The 18,518-nt window shown below is 46.6% G+C and carries 17 protein-coding genes and 1 pseudogene; 7 read left to right on the top strand and 11 right to left on the bottom strand.

Translation table 11 applies throughout. The features are described 5' to 3' along the window. The first annotated feature begins 30 nt into the window (after window positions 1–30). The gene (gene greA / locus QM717_RS02535; protein ID WP_415034516.1) at window positions 31–507 is read left to right on the top strand and encodes a transcription elongation factor GreA; all 477 of its coding nucleotides are present in this window, start codon (window positions 31–33) and stop codon (window positions 505–507) included. A gap of 38 nt (window positions 508–545) precedes the next feature. Next, on the top strand, window positions 546–935 hold the full coding sequence (locus QM717_RS02530) for an HIT family protein (protein WP_415034514.1): 390 nt from the start codon (window positions 546–548) through the stop codon (window positions 933–935). 95 nt (window positions 936–1,030) lie between these two features. Here the strand turns inward: QM717_RS02530 and QM717_RS02525 are convergent. Further along, window positions 1,031–2,195: pseudogene (locus QM717_RS02525) on the bottom strand (sensor histidine kinase). A gap of 171 nt (window positions 2,196–2,366) precedes the next feature. On the opposite strand from QM717_RS02525, the gene QM717_RS02520 reads away from it, so the two are divergent. From QM717_RS02520 to aat, 3 genes are read left to right on the top strand one after another with little or no spacing between them, the layout of a single operon-like run. Beyond that, a complete protein-coding gene (locus QM717_RS02520; protein ID WP_415034512.1) occupies window positions 2,367–3,245 on the top strand; it encodes a flavin reductase family protein in 879 nt (292 codons plus the stop codon). A gap of 20 nt (window positions 3,246–3,265) precedes the next feature. Beyond that, window positions 3,266–3,643 (top strand): DUF3127 domain-containing protein, encoded by a 378-nt coding sequence (locus QM717_RS02515; RefSeq protein ID WP_415034510.1) that lies wholly within the window; start codon window positions 3,266–3,268, stop codon window positions 3,641–3,643. Between the two features lie 47 nt (window positions 3,644–3,690). Next, window positions 3,691–4,326 carry a leucyl/phenylalanyl-tRNA--protein transferase gene (gene aat / locus QM717_RS02510; RefSeq protein WP_415034914.1) on the top strand — a complete coding sequence of 212 codons (636 nt, stop codon included), beginning with the start codon at window positions 3,691–3,693 and terminating at the stop codon, window positions 4,324–4,326. Here aat and QM717_RS02505 read toward each other — a convergent pair. From QM717_RS02505 to rplM, 9 genes are all read right to left on the bottom strand, one after another. Next, a complete protein-coding gene (locus tag QM717_RS02505) occupies window positions 4,316–6,205 on the bottom strand; it encodes a DUF3857 domain-containing protein (protein ID WP_415034508.1) in 1,890 nt (629 codons plus the stop codon). The two genes, aat and QM717_RS02505, sit on opposite strands and share 11 nt — an antisense overlap. Further along, window positions 6,202–8,076, bottom strand: coding sequence for a DUF3857 domain-containing protein (locus QM717_RS02500; protein ID WP_415034506.1), 1,875 nt, complete (start codon window positions 8,074–8,076; stop codon window positions 6,202–6,204). The genes QM717_RS02505 and QM717_RS02500 overlap by 4 nt, the downstream gene beginning before the upstream one ends. Further along, window positions 8,073–8,642, bottom strand: coding sequence for a DNA-3-methyladenine glycosylase I (locus QM717_RS02495; protein WP_415034504.1), 570 nt, complete (start codon window positions 8,640–8,642; stop codon window positions 8,073–8,075). Before QM717_RS02495 ends, QM717_RS02500 begins: the two co-directional genes overlap by 4 nt. Continuing rightward, window positions 8,639–9,286, bottom strand: coding sequence for a queuosine precursor transporter (locus QM717_RS02490; protein ID WP_415034502.1), 648 nt, complete (start codon window positions 9,284–9,286; stop codon window positions 8,639–8,641). Before QM717_RS02490 ends, QM717_RS02495 begins: the two co-directional genes overlap by 4 nt. 2 nt (window positions 9,287–9,288) lie before the next feature. Then, window positions 9,289–12,909: a TraB/GumN family protein gene (locus tag QM717_RS02485; protein ID WP_415034500.1), complete on the bottom strand. Its 3,621-nt coding sequence runs from the start codon at window positions 12,907–12,909 to the stop codon at window positions 9,289–9,291. A 120-nt stretch (window positions 12,910–13,029) separates the two neighbouring features. After that, window positions 13,030–13,851: a translation elongation factor Ts gene (gene tsf, locus QM717_RS02480; protein ID WP_415034498.1), complete on the bottom strand. Its 822-nt coding sequence runs from the start codon at window positions 13,849–13,851 to the stop codon at window positions 13,030–13,032. Between the two features lie 154 nt (window positions 13,852–14,005). Further along, complete coding sequence (rpsB, locus tag QM717_RS02475) at window positions 14,006–14,815, bottom strand: 30S ribosomal protein S2 (protein WP_415034496.1); 810 nt, start codon at window positions 14,813–14,815, stop codon at window positions 14,006–14,008. 208 nt (window positions 14,816–15,023) lie between these two features. Continuing rightward, window positions 15,024–15,410, bottom strand: coding sequence for a 30S ribosomal protein S9 (gene rpsI, locus QM717_RS02470; RefSeq protein ID WP_415034494.1), 387 nt, complete (start codon window positions 15,408–15,410; stop codon window positions 15,024–15,026). Then, entirely contained in the window at window positions 15,410–15,865 is a 456-nt protein-coding gene (gene rplM, locus QM717_RS02465; protein WP_415034492.1) for a 50S ribosomal protein L13, read from the bottom strand. Before rplM ends, rpsI begins: the two co-directional genes overlap by 1 nt. Window positions 15,866–16,090: 225 nt before the next feature. On the opposite strand from rplM, the gene QM717_RS02460 reads away from it, so the two are divergent. Then, entirely contained in the window at window positions 16,091–17,116 is a 1,026-nt protein-coding gene (locus QM717_RS02460) for a LacI family DNA-binding transcriptional regulator (protein ID WP_415034490.1), read from the top strand. A 3-nt stretch (window positions 17,117–17,119) separates the two neighbouring features. Further along, window positions 17,120–17,821, top strand: coding sequence for a class I SAM-dependent methyltransferase (locus tag QM717_RS02455; protein ID WP_415034488.1), 702 nt, complete (start codon window positions 17,120–17,122; stop codon window positions 17,819–17,821). Here QM717_RS02455 and QM717_RS02450 read toward each other — a convergent pair. Next, window positions 17,804–18,463 carry a methyltransferase gene (locus QM717_RS02450; protein WP_415034486.1) on the bottom strand — a complete coding sequence of 220 codons (660 nt, stop codon included), beginning with the start codon at window positions 18,461–18,463 and terminating at the stop codon, window positions 17,804–17,806. The two genes, QM717_RS02455 and QM717_RS02450, sit on opposite strands and share 18 nt — an antisense overlap. Between the last annotated feature and the right edge of the window lie 55 nt (window positions 18,464–18,518).

Below are 18,518 nucleotides of genomic sequence, written 5' to 3'. Positions count from 1 at the left end.
ATTTTTTCTATTTATATAAATGACAGAATTATGAGTGCAGTATCTTATTACACCGCGGAAGGACTAAAGAAATTAAAGGAAGAACTCGATTATTTAAAGAACGTTGCGCGACCTAAAGCGTCGCAGGATATAGCCGATGCACGCGACAAAGGCGACCTGTCTGAAAATGCAGAATATGATGCCGCCAAAGAGGCGCAGGGCTTGCTCGAAATGCGCATCGGAAAACTCGAAGAAGTTTACGCCAATGCCCGTCTGATTGACGAATCACAACTCGATACTTCGAAGGTTTTGGTGTTGTCGAATGTCAAGATCAAAAATCAGGCAAACGGCATGGAAATGAAATACACCTTGGTGGCCGAAAGCGAAGCCGACCTCAAGACCGGGAAAATCTCGGTGACTTCCCCAATCGGGAAAGGATTGCTCGGCAAATCGGTAGGCGAAGTCGCCGAAATCACCGTGCCGAATGGTACGCTCAAGTTTGAAGTACTTGAAGTTTCAAGAGACTAATGTCTGAAAATCTGATGATCTAAAATCTGACAATCCAAATGAGTTCCATCTTCACCAAAATCATCAACGGCGAAATTCCAAGCTACAAAGTGGCCGAGGATGATCGCTTCATCGCTTTTCTCGACGTCAACCCGAATGCCAAAGGGCATACGCTTTGTGTCCCGAAACAGGAAATCAACAAGATTTTCGACATGGAGGAAGACCATTATTTGGCACTGATGACCTTCTCGCGCAAGATTGCCAAAGCGCTCGAAAAAACCGTCGAATGCAAACGCATCGGTGTGGCGGTCATCGGACTCGAAGTGCCGCACGTGCACGTCCACCTGATTCCACTACAAGACATGGACGATATGCGTTTTGAGCGTAAAGTCAAATTGGAAAAAGAAGAATTTGAAAGTTTGGCCAAAGCAATTGCCGCGAATTTATAATTGTTATAATTTTATTGGCCACGAATTCACGAATTTGATTTTTTAATTCGAGAATTGCTTCGTCAATTCGCCACGGCTTGGGTCGTGGCTCTTTTTTAACTCGGTTTTTTAGGCTCTTTTTTAAACGATACCTGCATCGTCGTGCCTTTGTTGACTTCCGAAGTAAGCACTTTGATTTTCCCTTTGTGGTATTCTTCGACGATGCGTTTGGTCAGCGACAATCCCAAACCCCAGCCGCGTTTCTTGGTCGTAAATCCGGGTTCGAACACACTTTTGAATTGGTTTTTGGGAATGCCTTTTCCGGTGTCCGATACCTTGATCTTGATGAAATGCCCGTCGTCTACAATCTGCACCGAGAGTTTGCCCTTGCCTTTCATCGCATCGATGGCGTTCTTGACCAAATTCTCGATCGTCCAACTGTGCAAGGTTTCATTGAACGACACATAAATCGGTTTCTTCGGGCCTTTGAATGAAAATTGCACCTGACCCGAAAAACGCGACTGCAAATAATCATACGATTCCTGCGTCGCGGCAATGATGTCCTGTCTTTTCAAGCAACGGCTCCGACCCGATTTTCGAGAAGCGGTCGGCAATCGTCTGCAATCGCACCACGTCTTTTTCGATTTCGGTTACCGTAGTTTCATCGACATTGTCGGCCTTCATGATTTCGATCCACCCCAAAAGCGACGACAAAGGCGTGCCGATCTGGTGTGCGGTTTCCTTGGCCATTCCGGCCCAAAGGCGGTTTTGCGTCGCCATCTTGGTGCTTTTGTAAAAATTGTACACGAGCGCACCAAACAGCACAATAATCAAAACCAGTGCAATCGGATAGTATTTGAGTTTGTTGAGCAGCGACGAATTCCCGTAATACAAATACTGGAATTTGCCCGGCACATATTCCACCGCGATGCGGTCGTTTTCCCTTTTGAGTTTCTGTAGCAAGGCTTTGGCCTCAGAGGCATTTTTGGCAATCTTCTCATCGATGTTCGCCGTGCTCAGTATCGAATCCTTGTCGTCGGTCTGGATGATCGGAAGCGTGGTATTGTGGCTGATGACCTTGAGCGGCAACTCCAGATCGGTGTGTTCGTTGGCGTTGAGCAACGTCTTCTGCGCCTCGGCCCAATGCTCCATCTTGACGCGTTCCTCGTTTTTGAAAATCTGGAAAAAAGTATAGGTGTTCCAAAGAATCAGCGTCACAATGACAAACGACGCGGCAATGAGGATCCAGCGGGTGAGGTTTTTTCGCTCCGAAAATTGCATAAGATGTATTTTGGTGGTTAAAGATAACGAAGAATTAGTCAATTAGTCAATTAGACAATGAGATAATTGACTAATTGTCTCATTGTCTAATGGTCTCATTTAGTTAATAACTCCTGACAACAAACTTCCGTGATGTGGTTCCGTTTTTTTATTTTTGTCCAAAGCACGTTTATGATTACCATCGACCCCAAAGAAGTTCCTACCGCCAAATTACACGCCTACCTGCAAAGTGCCGTCGCGCCGCGTCCCATCGCGTTTGCGAGCACAATAAGCGCTTCGGGAAAGCCCAATTTGTCACCGTTCAGCTTCTTCAATGTCTTTAGTGCAAACCCACCGATTTTGGTTTTTTCGCCCGCACGCCGCGTGCGTGACAACACCACCAAGCACACCTTGGAAAACGTCAAGCAAACGCGTGAAGTGGTCATCAATGTCGTCAATTACGACATCGTGCAACAGGCTTCGCTTTCGAGCACCGAATATGCCGAAGGCGTCGATGAGTTCCTCAAGTCGGGACTCACGAAATTGCCTTCCGATTTGGTCAAGCCTTACCGTGTGGCCGAATCGCCGGTACAATTTGAATGCAAGGTCAACGAAGTGATTGCCTTGGGTGAAAACGGCGGAGCCGGGAACCTGGTCATATGCGAAGTGGTTAAGGTCCACGTTTCCGAATTGGTCTTGGATGCCGACGGCAACATCGACCAGCACAAAATCGACCTCGTGTCCAGGATGGGCGGCAACTGGTATTCGCGTGCCAACGCCGGCATGTTCGAAGTCCCAAAACCTTTGACCACACTCGGGATCGGTGTAGACCACATCCCCGATTTCATCAAGAAAAGCCCGGTATTCAATGGCAACGATCTGGGCATGCTGGGCAACGTCGAGGCATTGCCTACAAGCGAGGAAGTGGCTATATTTGTAAACGAGAATTTTGCCGTAAAAGGCGTGTTGAGTGCCGATGACGAGCACAAAAAACACCAAAAAGCCAAAGAATATTTAGAAAACAACGACGTGCTTTCCGCCTGGAAAGTGTTGCTTGCCAAACCAAAATAATAATAGTAAAACAAAAAGAGATGGAAGTTACAGGAAAAATCAGAGTAATCAATGCGGAACAGCAGGTGAGCGCCAGTTTCAAGAAACGCGAATTGGTCGTGACCACCGACGAGCAATATCCGCAGCACATCATGATCGAATTCACGCAGGACAAAACCGACCTGCTCAACAGCTACAAACCGGGCGATGCCGTAAAAGTATCGATCAATTTGCGCGGCCGCGAATGGGTCAATCCACAAGGCGAAACCAAATATTTCAACAGCATCCAAGGTTGGAGAGTCGAGAAGCTGCAAGCCGAAGCCCCGGTGCAACAGGCGCCACCGCCAATGCCAACGGCACAAACCTTTGAGCCGGCGAGCAATTTCAACGAAGAAGAACACGACGATTTGCCGTTCTAAAAACATAAAATTTGATAAAAGCCCCGATATCGGGGCTTTGTTTTACGATGTATTTTTTATCCAAGGAATTGTTTTTTCCGTCGGTCGAGCAGGCCGACAAATACGGATTGCTGGCTGTTGGTGGCGACCTCTCGCCCGAACGGCTCATGCTCGCCTACCGCAACGGGATTTTCCCGTGGTTTGACGACGACGACCCTATTTTGTGGTGGTCGCCCAATCCGCGTATGGTGTTGTTTTTTGACGAACTCGTTATTTCCAAAAGCATGCGCAACATCCTGAACCGCGGGATGTTCAAGGTGACTTTCAACCAGGATTTCCGCAGCGTCATTTCGAATTGCAGGGAAATCAAACGCGAAGGCCAGCAAGGCACTTGGATTACCAATGAGATTGTCGAAGCCTATTGCCGGCTGAACGAACTCGGTATTGCACAGTCGGTTGAGGTTTGGCAAAATGACGAACTCGTGGGCGGTTTGTACGGTATCGACCTGGGGCATGTTTTCTGTGGTGAAAGCATGTTCTCGAAAGTGTCGAATGCGTCCAAAGTCGCGTTTATTTCGCTTGTCAAATATCTGCAGCACAGCAATTACAAACTACTGGACTGCCAATTGCACAACAACCATCTGGAAAGCCTCGGCTGTCGGGAGATTCCGCGCGAAGATTTCCTTAACCTGATCAGGATTTAGTCAAAATAAGAGATGATTTGTAGAAATCGTAGGCCGCATTGATCAGGTCACGGTATTCGGGATAGCGGTCTTTCTCGAGGTGTGTAAAATTGTAAAATTCTTCTATTTGGATTTTAATAAGCCCACCCTCGATAGTACCTTTCGATTCAAACGACCCAATTACGTCACCGGCCTCATTGTGCAGTTTTTTGTTGAATAGCAGATTCTTGATGTCCTTGACTGTATAACCTTCTGGTATGCGGAAAGTGATGTCGTGCAGGTACATCTTCGGATAGGCAAGATCGATCGGATGGATGCGTTCGGTTTCCTGATAGAGGTCGTTTTGCTTGCCGAGCACTTTCCCAATGGTCACGAGGTAATTTCTCCCGGCATTTTCAACCCATGATTCTTTGATGACGGCCTCTGTATTGATCGTGAACGGTTTGTCTTCTTCGTAATTGAATTTGTAAGCCTCATTTTCGAAAGAGTATTTTTTAATTTCGACATCGACATCTTTGTAACTGGTTTCTTTGGCCATTTCTTTTTGCTTGTCTTCGGAGAAGCGTTTGAGGATGTTGCGGTACAAATAGGCGCGGTAGCCGTTGTCGGTTTTCTTCTTTTTGACCGTCACCGTTTCCATATCGTTGTCGAGTGTGATGTCGTTTTCTGTTTGGGTCAGGTTGTCTTTCATCGACACGCCGCCGACCACGACAAAGGCGTGTGTCATGTGTTTGTTTTTGGGTGTATACTCGACAGCTTCATTTGCTAGGGCAGCCGATACAGGTGGTCCATAAGGCATCCAATAATCGAACGGACAAAGGTATTTATCGGTTTCTGGAATGTAAATCATGATTTCACTGAGTGCGGCGGGAACGGCTTTTTGCGAATCGAATTTGTTCTCAAACTTATCGGTCGAAATAATAAAGCGATAGGGGACTTTGAGGTAAGACAATACATCGGTATAAAGATACAACACCATTCTCGGTGTAATTTTTTTGGTTTCGAAAACTTTCTTGTAATTGTCCTGCCGATCCAAAGCGATATTTTCTTTGAGGTAGATGTCCATTTTCTTGAGCCTTTCATCCAGCGGAATCGAGGTGTCACCGAGTTGCAGTTCTTCGACAAAATCCCGTACCATAGACTTTGCATTATCACCAGCCGCATAGTTGGTAATGCTGTGGTAAAGCGCCTCCCATCCAAAATCATTTGCAGAACTGATGCGGTAATACAGTTTGGCCACATAGGCCATATTGGCCGCATTTTGTTCTTCCTTGAAAGCAGGCAGGTCTTTGGCGGTATAAATCTGATAACCCGAAACGGATTTTTTTTGCATCCCATTGTAGGCATCAACAACGGTCGTGGCCCGGTTGATATTGTTGAGCTGGAATTTGGCATCCATCACCGGAATCCTGCGCTGGAAATATTCACCACCGCTCAAATCGGGATAATCTTTGATCACATAATAGTATTCGATGATATCGCCGGTCTGGACGCCTTCGAAAACAAACTGCCTTTCGTTTGATTCTTCCTTTTCGATGATGCGGTCTTTGGAAAGCTCCTCGATTTTGCCGTCGCTTTTGATCACACGGGCCTTGAGGTCGCGGTAGTCGCGTACATAGCGTTTGTCGATGTTAACCGTATTATAGTTCTTGATGCCTTCGGGTTGCTGTATCTTAATGGCCACATGTTTCACCACAAAAGCTTTATAGGTATATTCACCCACGCGGTTGTCGTAAAGCCGGTAATCTTGGAGCACGACTGCCGGATAGGATTGGAATTCCTCCGGCACATCGCGGAAATTCGGGGTCGCATCCCAAGTGTAATTCTTGACTTCTTCGGGTTGTTGGGCATGCACCAACGGGGCAAAGGCGAGCAACAGTAAGGCAATTGTTTTTCTCATTTTTTGGTCAATACGAGGTTTTGGTTGTAATGTTTGGTGATGGTCTTGATGGCGGTGTTCCACGCAGGAAAATCGGATGGATTGAGCAACAAAGTATTCATTTTCATGTCTTGGATGATGCGCAGTTTCTGGCCGTTTTGGGCATAAGTAATCGAGGCCGAAAGCAAATCGGTGTCGAGTTTAAAGTCCTCTGGTTTGAAATCGAGTGTATAATCCTGCGGAATTTCGAACTCGTAATCAAAATGAAATGATTCCTTATAATCAAACTGATAAGGCACTTTGCGCTGCTGCGTGTCGATCCTTAGGTCGGCGTAGGGAAAGAATAAAATGGGTTTGAAAAACAATTGGCCATCGGCCAACCGTACCCACTTCTCCAATGTGAAACGGTTGCCGATTTTTAAAGGTTCTGGGCTAACATTGGCGTTGCTGACTTCGATTTGTGAGGTGTTGATCTGTCCGATGAATTCAGAAAAATAACTTCGGAGCAGCTCTGATTTATCGATGGTCGATTGGTAATGTCCGTTGAATTCAGACTTGACAAAACCACGCAGTTCCATATCGACCTTGCCTTTTAATTGATTGCCTTCGAGCGTAAAAGTAATTGCTCCCGAAGTGTTGTTTTGTGCAGCATCGATTACCGGAACGGTGACGAGTTCGTATTTGCCGGCGTCAATTTTGAGCAAAGCCTGTTTGCCTTGGATGAATGGCGTCGGATTGGGAAATATGCCAAACTCTCCCGTTGCGTCCAGGAATTGATAGGCATTATCGATTTTGGCCACCGCAATCATGTGGTTGTCCACAATCGGCGTGGGTACTTTTTCGTAAGTGTAATTGTTGTGACGGGTTCCTATCCAACCCAAATGCGATTCGATGCCGGCGAAATTCAGCATTTCATTGAGCAGGTTGGCCATATCCTTACAGTCGCCATACTTTCGGGTGTAAACATCGGCGGCCTCGCGTGGAATAAAGCCGCCCATGCCATCTTCAAAGGCCACATAATTGACATTAGCCTTGACATAGTCAAAAATGACACGGGCCTTGTCATAGTGCCCCGAAATGCCCTGGGTCAATTGTGCTGTTTTTGCCTTGAGTGCGGTTTGGTCTGTAATATTGATGTCTTTGACCGTCTCAAAATAAAAATGATACAGGTCATCTACATTGCCCAATACCTTTTGCACGCCTTTGTCGGTGGTGTAATTTTTTATGTAAAAAATGAGGTGTGGGCTGTAATAAGAACGTTGCGGTGCATTTTTGATGACCTCGTCTTTTTGGGCATCGCGCAATTGCCATTTGTAGACCGTATAGTTGCCCTCTTTGTTGGTCGAGAACGCAATTTTATCGGTATCATCGCCGTGCAGCACATAGCCGATTTCAATATCCTTGGCAATACGCAGGCTGATTTCGGACAGTTTGCAATCAAGGCCATCGCGGAAATAAAATTTATCGAGAAATTGCGGTTTCTTGTATTGCTTTCGATAAGCCGAATACGTTTCACTTCCGGGAGCCAGGGCTTCGAAATAGTAGAACTTGTACTTCATATCGTGGTAAAAAATGTTCTCGATTTCCAAATCGGCAGTCCGAATGTCCTTGACCTTGAGTTTCTTCTTATCGGGGGAAATGGAAAAAGCCTCCACTTCGGTGATTTCTTCAAAACTCGCACTGTAATCGATGCGGTTGCCTTTGACAAATTGGTGGTCTTTGTCGCCGACCCATTTTTTTTCTTCCGAGAACAGGGAAATTTCGGGCTTATTGTATTTGACATCTATCGTATAGGTGTCTTTTTTGCTGATAATGTATGAATTGGGCTTGCTTTGAGACCAAAGCGAAACCTGAAGCAAAACCAATAATCCTATAAGATGGATGCGATTCATGGATGATTATTTTTTCTCCAGCAATCGGCAACGTGATCATTGACCATTCCGGTAGCCTGCATGTGCGCATAGACGACGGTCGAGCCGACGAACTTGAACCCGCGTTTCTTCAAGTCCTTGCTGATGGCATCCGAAAGTGGCGTCGTGGCCTTGATGTCACTGAGCGTCTGGATTTGGTTGTCGATGGGCTTGCCGCCCACAAATCCCCAGATGTATTTGGAAAACGAACCAAATTCCTTTTGCACTTCCATAAACGCTTTTGCATTCGAAACGGTACCGCGGATCTTGAGTTGGTTGCGGATGATGCCCGCATCCTGCATCAATTGCTGAACCTTGTCCTCGTCATATTGGGCAATTTTCTTGTAGTCGAAATTATCGAATGCCTTTTTGAAATTGGGGCGTTTGCTCAAAATCGTGTACCAACTCAAGCCGGCCTGGAAGGTTTCGAGCAATAGAAATTCGAATAAGGTTTCATCGTCATAAACCGGGTTGCCCCATTCGTTGTCGTGGTAATTGCGGTACAGGTCGTCTTTCTCGCACCAACCGCAGCGGATTTTTGTTTTCATTCTTTTTCGTGTATGTATTTGTCAATTAACGCATGGGCCAGGTAAATGACCGGGGTCAGGATGATCGCGATGAGCAACTTGACCGAATAACCCGCCAGTCCAGAAGCGATGTAGGTCGACGTGTCCATTTTTCCCGTCATCCAAAACGCAATCCCGAGTACGATAAAGCTGTCAAAAAATTGCGAGATGACCGTCGATCCGGTACTCCTGAGCCAAATCATTTTCTTTCCTGTTTTGTTTTTGACGAAATGGAAAATCGTCACATCGATGATCTGTGAAACCAAAAAAGCCGCTATGCTGCCCACGATGATCCACATGCTTTGCCCGAAAACGGCATCGAACGCGTTGTCGGAAACCCCGCTGATTTCCGAAGCGGGAATCCGTATGGCCACAAACAACAGGAAAAAACAATAGGCGATGAGTCCTGCCGTGATGAACGACAACCGGCGAACGCCCTTTTGCCCGAAGTATTCATTGATCAAATCGGTGGTAATGAAAACGATTGGCCACGGCAAAATCCCGACGCTCATCGGGATCGAACCCACATTGATGAGTTTGGCCCCGATGAGTTCGGCCACGACCGCATTGGTGATGAAAATCCCGGCCAGGATCACATAAATTGTATCTTTTTTGGTCTTGAACATAATCAGTAAGCGGGAATTATTTCTTCATTCGTTGGCTCTCGTTTGCTAAAACTCGCGCGCCAATGATCTTCATGCAGCGAGGCATTGATGATGGTTTTGTATTGCTGTTCGAGCTGCTCGTCGGGTGGATCGGACACATAAGAAACCGAAGTAAAGGCTTCGGGATTGATGCGGTTGCCGTCGTTGACAAAAGCCACCGTGTGCAATTGGTTGATGTAGTCTTCGGTATCGGGGTTCCAGATTTTGAGGCGGTGGAAGAAATAGGTCGTTGGTTTTCCATTGCGCAAAACGATTTGTTTATGTACCAACGATACGCTGTCTTTTTGGGTCAGGTCGCCGAAATTGTACACGGCGGCTTCGGCGATTTGCTCATCGGTGAGCTGGTCCATGAACGAGCGGTTGTTCTGGTTCAGCAATAGTTGGAGCATCAAAAAGCGGGTGGATTTGGCTTGCAGTGCTGCGTCGATTTCGGCTTCGGATATACGGTTGTTGCGCACCCCCAAACGCAGCATTTCGGCTTTGAGGACCTTGTCGTCGAGTGCATTGAGGTGATGGAACAACTTGTCGATTTCCTTGTCTTTTGGAAATTTGGACAACAGGTTGACATATTCCACGAGTTCGGTCGAGGAATAATCATAATCTTCCTCATCATCCATTTTGGAGCGATCTGCGAGCCTTTTGTATTTGAGGTTGGCGTCATTGGCGAGTGTTTTCCTGAACGAACCGAGGCTTTTTGCCGTGATCTGGCCCGAGTCGATCAGCGTATTGCAAAGACCGATGATGGGCAGTTTGTATTCCTCGGTCTTGTAAAACTGGGGCAGGGCCGGAACCAATATCTTGCTGTTTTCGGTATCTTCTTCGAGGTAATCGAACAAACGCGTCAGGCTGTAGTGGTTTTCCAAAAGCGGTAGGTCCTGTTGCATCAATTCGAGGATTTTTTTGCAGGCGGCTTTGCTCTTTTGCCGCGCCAATCCGGTGAGTGCGGCAACCTTGATCGTCGCGCTGCTGGTGTTGCGCTTGTAGATTTGCTCCATGAAATTTACTACGCGCTCGTCTTTGATGCCTCCGATTTCAATCAACAGGTTGGCAAAATAGGCGCTTTCGTCTTCCCTAAAGTTGAATTGGCTCGCAAAAGCCGTGATGTTGTCAAAATCGGCGGTTTCCAATTCGAGGCTGTAGGTCGAACCCAAGGCCGATTCGCGGATGGTATCGTTTTCACTGCGCGCGTCTTTGATGAAATCCAGAATATTGTTGCCCGTGGCTGAGGACAGTGCCGCTTTGCTGAATGCGAGCGAATGGAAAGTTTGCTCTACAAAGACATCGCTGTAAAGATCATTTTTGTCTGCCAAGGTCTTGAAGGTGAAATAGCGGTCGGGCCTCCAGAGCACCTGGTAACGGATGGCCTGCTGCGAACCGGGTTTGGAAACGACGGCTTCAAAAGTACGGATGTTGTTGGCGCTGTCGAACGATTCCTTTTCGCTCAGCATTTCGTATTTTTCAGCCGGTTTGTCGATCAAACTGGGCCAAGTCGATTCCTTGAGTCCGGGTTTGCGATAGGTCTGGTATTCGAGCAACGAGGTCGCCGCTTGGTCCTCGTGGTATTCATAATCGGGCGGAAAAGCATCGTATTCGCGCAGAAATCCCTTGCGAAAACCGGCGCGAAGCGAATCCAAGGGTTGTGGTTTCTGGTATTTGTTGTAGGTATTGAATTCCATGTCGACCGATTTTCCCGATCCTGAAAGGAAAGTATATTTTCGGTAGGACTGGCTGAATTCGTCCGGCATGTCGAATTCGCGGTCATCGATGTGCAGGAACAATTTCGGGTTGGCCTTTTCGGGAATATCGATGTTGAAATGCGCAATCGTATCGCGGTAGGTTTTGACCTTTCCGCTGTATCGGAACGGCGCCGTGGCGAACGAATGGAAGAAGCGGTCGCTGTTGGCATCAGAAGCATTGACGGTCCCCAAAAGATAATATTTTGGGCCTTGAATGACGGTCTTCAACCGAATTTTGCGGCTGCCCAACAGCGATTCAGAAATCAATCCGTTTTTGTCGTAAGCGGTCTTGAGCGTATCGATGCTGTGCTGCAGGTAAAATTCCTGGTGGATCTGACGGTGTTCGAAAGCGGTATCTTCCAATTGTCGGGTGTCATCGAGCGTCCGCTCAAGCAGGAAGTAATACCCTTTTTCGGTATCGTCATAGGCTTGGATTTCGATGTTGTTGGGCTTTTCGGTGTCGTTGCCGTACATCAGGTGATAGCTCGGCAAATCGACCGTAAAACCCCCTTTCCTGGGTTCGAGTTTTTCCCATGCAGATGCAAACGGGCGCAGTTTGATTTTGTCGAAAACCGCGGCCTCGTATTGCCTTACGTAATTGCCGTTACCAACCATCGAAACAGCAATGAGTTCCAAAGGCGTGAGGTAAAAACGATAGTGTTGGTGGTTGCCGGTTTTTGTGACATTCTTGATGTCGTAGCCGCGGTAGCTGCCGGTCTCGAAATAGTTCTTGCCGAGTATGTCGCCCGGAATGTTTTCGAAGAACAGGCTGTCGAGTACCTTGTGGTCGAACGGTTTTGCGTCTTTTTGGAGGAAGTCATACAGTGGAATCCTTTTGATTGTCGTGGCTGCGCCGCTTGCGTAATCGGGGGAGACGATTTCCTTGTCGAGGAACAAAGTATAATTGTTGAGCGGAACCGAAACCATCTGGTCGTCGAGTACGGTGGCTTTGTAATTGGGATTGGGGAAAAAATCCTCGATCGTTTTCTTCTTGTTGCGGCCCACATCCGAAAATTCGTCGATGATCGGCTTGACCGTGTAGCCTTTGTTGCGCAGCATTTGAATGATGCCCTGTTTGCCGGCCAGATGTGCCGCACCAACCCCGGCAAATACGCTTCCGGTCCTGGCCAGCGAATCGAGGCTGCGGGCCATGATGGCGTTGCGGTCGACGATCAGGGCTTTGTGTCCCTTTTGCGAAAACATCAGGCGGTAGAGCGAGTCGAGCATCACGACATCTTTTTCGCGGTAGTATTGCTTGAGCACCTCGGTGAAGCTTTTGTTCTTGACCAGTTTCAGCAGCGCCGTTTTGTTGGGTTCGACTGGCGAGAGGTCTTCGGGTTTGAGCTGGAGCAGCATCAGTACCGATGATTTCGCATCCTCGAGCCCGATGATTTTCTTCTTGTATTTTTTTCCCGTCTGGAAAATGAACATGTCGAGCACCGTGCTTTCCTGGAAATCGGCGCGCGTACCTTCGATGTCATCGAGTGTCTTGTTGAAATAATTGTTGCTCACAAAGGCCGAGGCGACGGCTTCCTTTTGGATTGGGGACAAATAAAATTCCGTGTAGAACTTATAGCTGCTTGCCTTTTCATCCACATCGAACAGGTCGATCAATTCGCCCCAGCTTTCGGGATTGCTTTCGTTGGAGACGATATCGGCGGCGAGCAGATGTTCAAAAAAAGCATCCGAGAGCCGGAACGATATTTTCTCGTTGACGTGCATCGTTCCATACAGATAGGATTTCTTGGCCAATCCGTTGCCCGAAATTTCCCAGAACAACGAATGGTCTTTCTGGGCATGCGCAAAGAAACAGCAGGAAACAAGCAGTAAAAGGAAGTGTTTTTTCAAAGCCAATTTTTTAGGGATTAACAAATATAGCGGAAAATTGCATGCGCCGCTCGTGTTGTTTTTAGGCATAAAAAAACCCGATTCGCAGGGAATCGGGTTCGGTATGTGAATTAATAAGGATTAACCTAAAGCCACTCTCTTGAAACCTGTTACAGTAAGTCCGGCGTCAACCGATTTTACGTAAGCAGAAACGCTCATCGAACCATCCTTGATGTAATCTTGGTTCACCAAAGTGTTGTCTTTGAAGAAACGTTGGATTTTTCCTTTGGCGATGTTGTCGAGCATAGCCTCTGGCTTGCCTTCCTGACGCAATTGGTCCTTCGCGATTTCGACTTCTTTTTCGATGATTGAAGCGTCAACGCCTGTTTCATCCAAAGCGATCGGGTTCATCGCAGCGGCTTGCATCGCTACGTTCTTGGCCGCTTCTTCAGCGCCAGCTACGTTAGCAGAAAGTGCCACCAAAACGGCGATTTTTCCGGAGTGAACGTAAGAACCGATGAACGCGCCGCTCAATTTCTCGAACGATCCGATCTCGATTTTCTCACCGATGACACCGGTTTGCTCGATCAATTTCTCGGAAACGGTGATTCCGTTGAAATCGGCTGCGAGGAAAGATTCTTTGGTCGCGTGGTTCAAAGCCAAATTGGCCAAATCGGTAGCCAATTTTACGAAACCTTCATTTTTACCTACGAAGTCGGTCTCACAGTTCAAAGTGATCACGACACCTTCGGTTTTGTCTGCATTGACGACAGCGATAGCAGCACCTTCGGTAGACTCACGGTCTGAACGGTTGGCGGCTACTTTTTGTCCTTTTTTACGCAAGTTTTCGATTGCCAAATCAAAATCGCCATCGGCTTCCACCAATGCTTTTTTGCAGTCCATCATCCCTGCGCCAGTGATTGTTCTTAATTTATTTACGTCTGCAGCTGTTATAGTTGCCATGTTTTTTAATTTAAAGATTAAATGATTTAAAAATTTAAATATTCAAAAATTCAGATGAACTGAATATTAAAAAAGATTGAAGAAATTGATTCTTGAAAGCTGCGTTTACCGACAATCTTTCAATCTTTCAATCCTTCAATCTTTTAATTGAAGATTACTCTTCGGTTTTTTCTTCCGCCTCAACAGCAGGAGCTTCTACTTCAGCAACCGGGGTTACTACTTCAGCAGCTTCTACAGTTTCGGTTTCGTTTTCATCTTCTACGATTGCGTCGGCGTTTCTGTTCGAAAGTCCGTCGATAACCGCAGCAGTGACGAGAGATAAAATTTTATCGATTGATTTTGAAGCGTCATCGTTGGCAGGGATTACGTAGTCAACCTCACGTGGGTCAGAGTTCGTATCTACCATGGCGAAAACTGGAATGTTTAATTTGTGCGCTTCTTTAATTGCGATGTGTTCAGCTTTGATGTCAACTACGAAAAGGGCAGCTGGCAATCTTGACATGTCGGCGATAGAACCTAAGTTCTTCTCCAACTTGGCACGAAGACGATCAACCTGTAAACGCTCTTTTTTAGAAAGGGTCTGGAACGTACCATCTTTCTTCATTTTATCGATAGAAGCCATTTTCTTAACAGCTTTACGGATTGTAACGAAGTTGGTCAACATTCCACCTGGCCATCTTTCAGTGATGTAAGGCATGTTTGCAGATTTTGCTTTTTCAGCAACGATATCTTTTGCTTGTTTTTTGGTAGCCACGAAAAGGATTTTGCGGCCTGAAGCAGCGATTTTCTTCAAGGCTTCGTTCGCCTCTTCGATTTTAGCTGCAGTTTTATACAGGTTGATAATGTGGATTCCATTACGCTCCATGTATATGTAAGGAGCCATGTTTGGATCCCATTTTCTGGTCATGTGTCCGAAGTGAACACCTGCTTCCAGTAATTCTTTAACTTCTACTTTGTTTGCCATTTTTAAATTTTTAGTTTACGTTCTGTTGATTAGCAATGTTCTGTTTAATTGAAAGATTTAAGTATTTAATGATTGAAAGATTTTGTAATCTTTTAATTTTTTCAATCTTTTAATCATTCAATTCAGTTTCATTTAGATGCTAAACTAATTTCCCGAAGGAAGCAACAATAACTTTTTTAATAATTGTAATAAATTCCGCAAAAAACGATTAACGTTTAGAGAACTGGAATCTCTTACGTGCTTTTTTCTGACCGAATTTCTTACGCTCGACCATTCTTGGATCTCTTGTCAATAAACCCTCAGGTTTCAAGATCGCTCTGTTTCCTTCGCCCACTTCACACATCGCGCGAGACAAAGCCATACGTACAGCTTCTGCCTGACCTGTGGTTCCTCCTCCGTAAACGTTTACTTTTACGTCAAAGTTGTCAGCGTTCTCCGTCATTTGGAGTGGCTGCATTACTTTGTACTGTAAAGTAGCGGTCGGAAAGTAAGTTGCGAATTCTTTTTTGTTTACCGTGATTTTTCCTGTTCCTTCAGAAACATAAACACGTGCTACGGCTGTTTTTCTACGGCCGATTTTGTGAATTACTGCCATTACTTCAAATCGTTTAGGTTAACAGTTTTAGGTTTTTGAGCCGCGTGTTTGTGCTCTCCGCCTACAACAACATTCAAATTTCTGAAAAGCTCTGCACCCAATTTGTTTTTAGGCAACATACCTTTCACTGCTTTTTCTACCAAAGCTGCAGGGTTTTTCGCCTGTAAAACTTTAGCGGTCAAAGTTCTTTGTCCTCCTGGGTATCCGGTGTGACGCATGTAAATTTTGTCGTCCATTTTAGAACCCGTAAGGTTGATTTTTTCTGCGTTGATAACAATCACGTTATCTCCACAGTCCACGTGCGGTGTGTAACTCGGCTTGTACTTTCCTCTCAAGATCATAGCGACCTTAGAAGCCAGACGCCCCAAGTTGTGACCATCAGCATCAACGACTACCCACTCTTTGGTGACTGTCGCCTTGTTGGCTGATACTGTCTTGTAGCTTAATGTGTTCACAATAATTTATTTTAATTAAACATTCCATCCCCAATAAAGGGGATGCAAAAGTACAATTATTTATTTGAAATGCAAACGCCTATAAAAGATTATTTTACAGATTGAAAATCAGTCGCTAAAATTACACAAAATCCCAATGAATTAACCCTTCAGGAGGCCGCTCCGAAAATTATATTCTTATATTTGCGTTGCTCACTACTTATGACCATACCAATCTGAACCAAAATGAAAGAAAAAGCGACGCTCAAACAAATCGCCAAAGAACTGCACGTATCCGTTTCCACGGTTTCCAAAGCGCTCAACAACAGCCCGGAAATCAGCGAACCCACCAAAGTCCGCATCCAGGAATACGCCAAGCTCAAGAATTACAAGCCCAACATCATCGGGCTCAACCTCAAGAACCGCAAGACCAAGACCATCGGTGTCATCATCCCGAACATCCTGAACCATTTCTTCGCCAAGGTGTTCAGCGGCATCGAAAAGGTGGCCGAAGCCAAAGGCTACAACGTGATCACCTGCATCTCGAACGAATCGCTCGACAAGGAAGTCCATGCGCTTACGATGCTCAGCAACGGAACGATTGACGGTTTCATCGTGTCGATTTCGGAAGAAGCGCAAAAGCTCGGCGAATTCTCCCATTTCAAAAACATCATCAGCGAAGGCACACCGATTGTCATGTTCGACCGCGTCAGCGAAGAAGTGGCCTGCGACAAAGTCATCGTCGACGATTTCGATTCGGCCATCGACGCGACGCAGCATTTGATCAGTCTGGGCTGTAAAAAAATCGCACTTTTTTCTTCGATCGACAATTTGAGCGTCGGGAAACTGCGTGCCAAAGGCTATTTCAAGGCACTCGAGAACAGCGGCATCAAAGCCGATGACCAACTGATTGTCTTGACCGATTCGGCCGAAGACTTCGACAAAAAAGCGGCGAGCTTGTTTACCAAAGGAAAAATGGACGGTATTTTCGCGCTCGACGAACACGCCTCGGTTTCTTCGATGAAAATGGGCCTGAAGGCCGGATTCCAAATCCCGGAAGAATTGCAGGTCATCGGTTTTGCCGATGGCGTGTGGTCGCGCAGATTGACCCCGAGCCTTTCCACGGTGAGCCAGCACGGTCCCGAAATCGGCGAGGCGGCCGCGAGCATGCTCATCGAACAACTCGAAAGCAAGGAAGAAATCCCGACCTACACCACGCGCGTCATCAAAACCGAATTGCGCCAACGCGACTCGACCCGAAAACTGGCGTAATCGATGTTCCGAAAAAAAATTAAAAAGATTGAAGACGACGCGTTCATCCGAAGGCTGCGTTCCTCGGTGTTGGGCGAAGGCATGCTCATCGACGGCAACATTTACCTGATCGACCACGCCATCCAACATTTGCCCGAAACCGGTGCAATCGTCGAAGTCGGGATTTACGGCGGCGTATCGACCAATCTCATTACGTATCTGCTTCAGAAATACCAAAAGAGCCATACTTTCTTCAATTGTGATCCTTGGATTTACGAAGGCTACGACGACCAATCTAATCCAACGACCACGATCGATGGGCGCGACGACGTCGACCGCATCCAGTTCATGGAATATGTCAGGAACGCCTACAAGAACGCAACAAGTTTACTGAGCAAAATACCACCGCACACCATCCATGCCAAGGCCGATGCATTTTTCGACCATTGGGACCAGCAAAACACCTTGACCGATATTTTTGGGAAAACCGCAAACCTGGGTGGCGGTATCGCACTGGCTTACATCGACGGCGACCATTCCTATGCGACGGCACAATCCGATTATAAAAATGCAGCGAAACATTTGGTTCCGGGCGGCTGGCTGTTGTTTGACGATTCGCACGATGCGCTGTCTTTCGGAAGCGCGAAACTGATGAAGGAAGTACTTCGGGATGACCGGCTCGAACTCGTGATGAAAAACCCGAATTATTTATTCCGACGCAAGTAACCGGAAAATGTAATTGGTCTCGGTCACGACTTTCTTTTCCTGCGCCAATTGAAATTCGATTTTGTTTTTTGCGGCAATCGTTTGGATGCGCACCAAATCGCAATCATCCGAAAGGATCATGTACGTTTGAGCGGCCAAAAAGGCGGGCAACTGCGCAAACAGTTTTTCGAAATACTCAAAATCTTCCCCGCAAAACCAGGCGTTTTCGGCCATAGATTGTGGCGCTTTGGGATAATACGGTGGATTGATCACGATGACATCAAACGAATTTCCATCAAGGCTTTCAAACAAATCCGAATGCAGGATGTCAGGCGAAACGCCATTGTCCGAGGCATTTTTGCGCAGCGCTTCCAGAGCCACTTCATTGATGTCTGTCGCCGTCACCATCGCACCATTTTTGGCCGCGACAATAGAAATGATCCCACAACCGCAACCCAACTCGAGTACTTTTTTTCCGCGCAGATCCATCGGATCGAGAAACTGCAGCAGCAATTTCGTACTGATGGTGATAAACGGCGGAAACACGGTCGGTTCGACCCAGACCGAAACCCCACGGTACGCATATTTGCGCCGCTTTTTAAGGTAATGCGCGCTGGCTTTCTGCAACAGCGGGCTCAGGATGCGTTTGACGATGGCTTTCATATTAAAATAAAGGCCGCGAATGCACGAATTTTTATTTCAAATTTGTGCATTCGTG

Source organism: Flavobacterium sp. (genome assembly GCF_047602195.1).
In the GTDB taxonomy this organism is placed as follows: Bacteria; Bacteroidota; Bacteroidia; order Flavobacteriales; family Flavobacteriaceae; genus Flavobacterium.
Note: the sequence above shows the minus strand (reverse complement) of the source record. Positions and strands in the feature narration are given on the sequence as shown.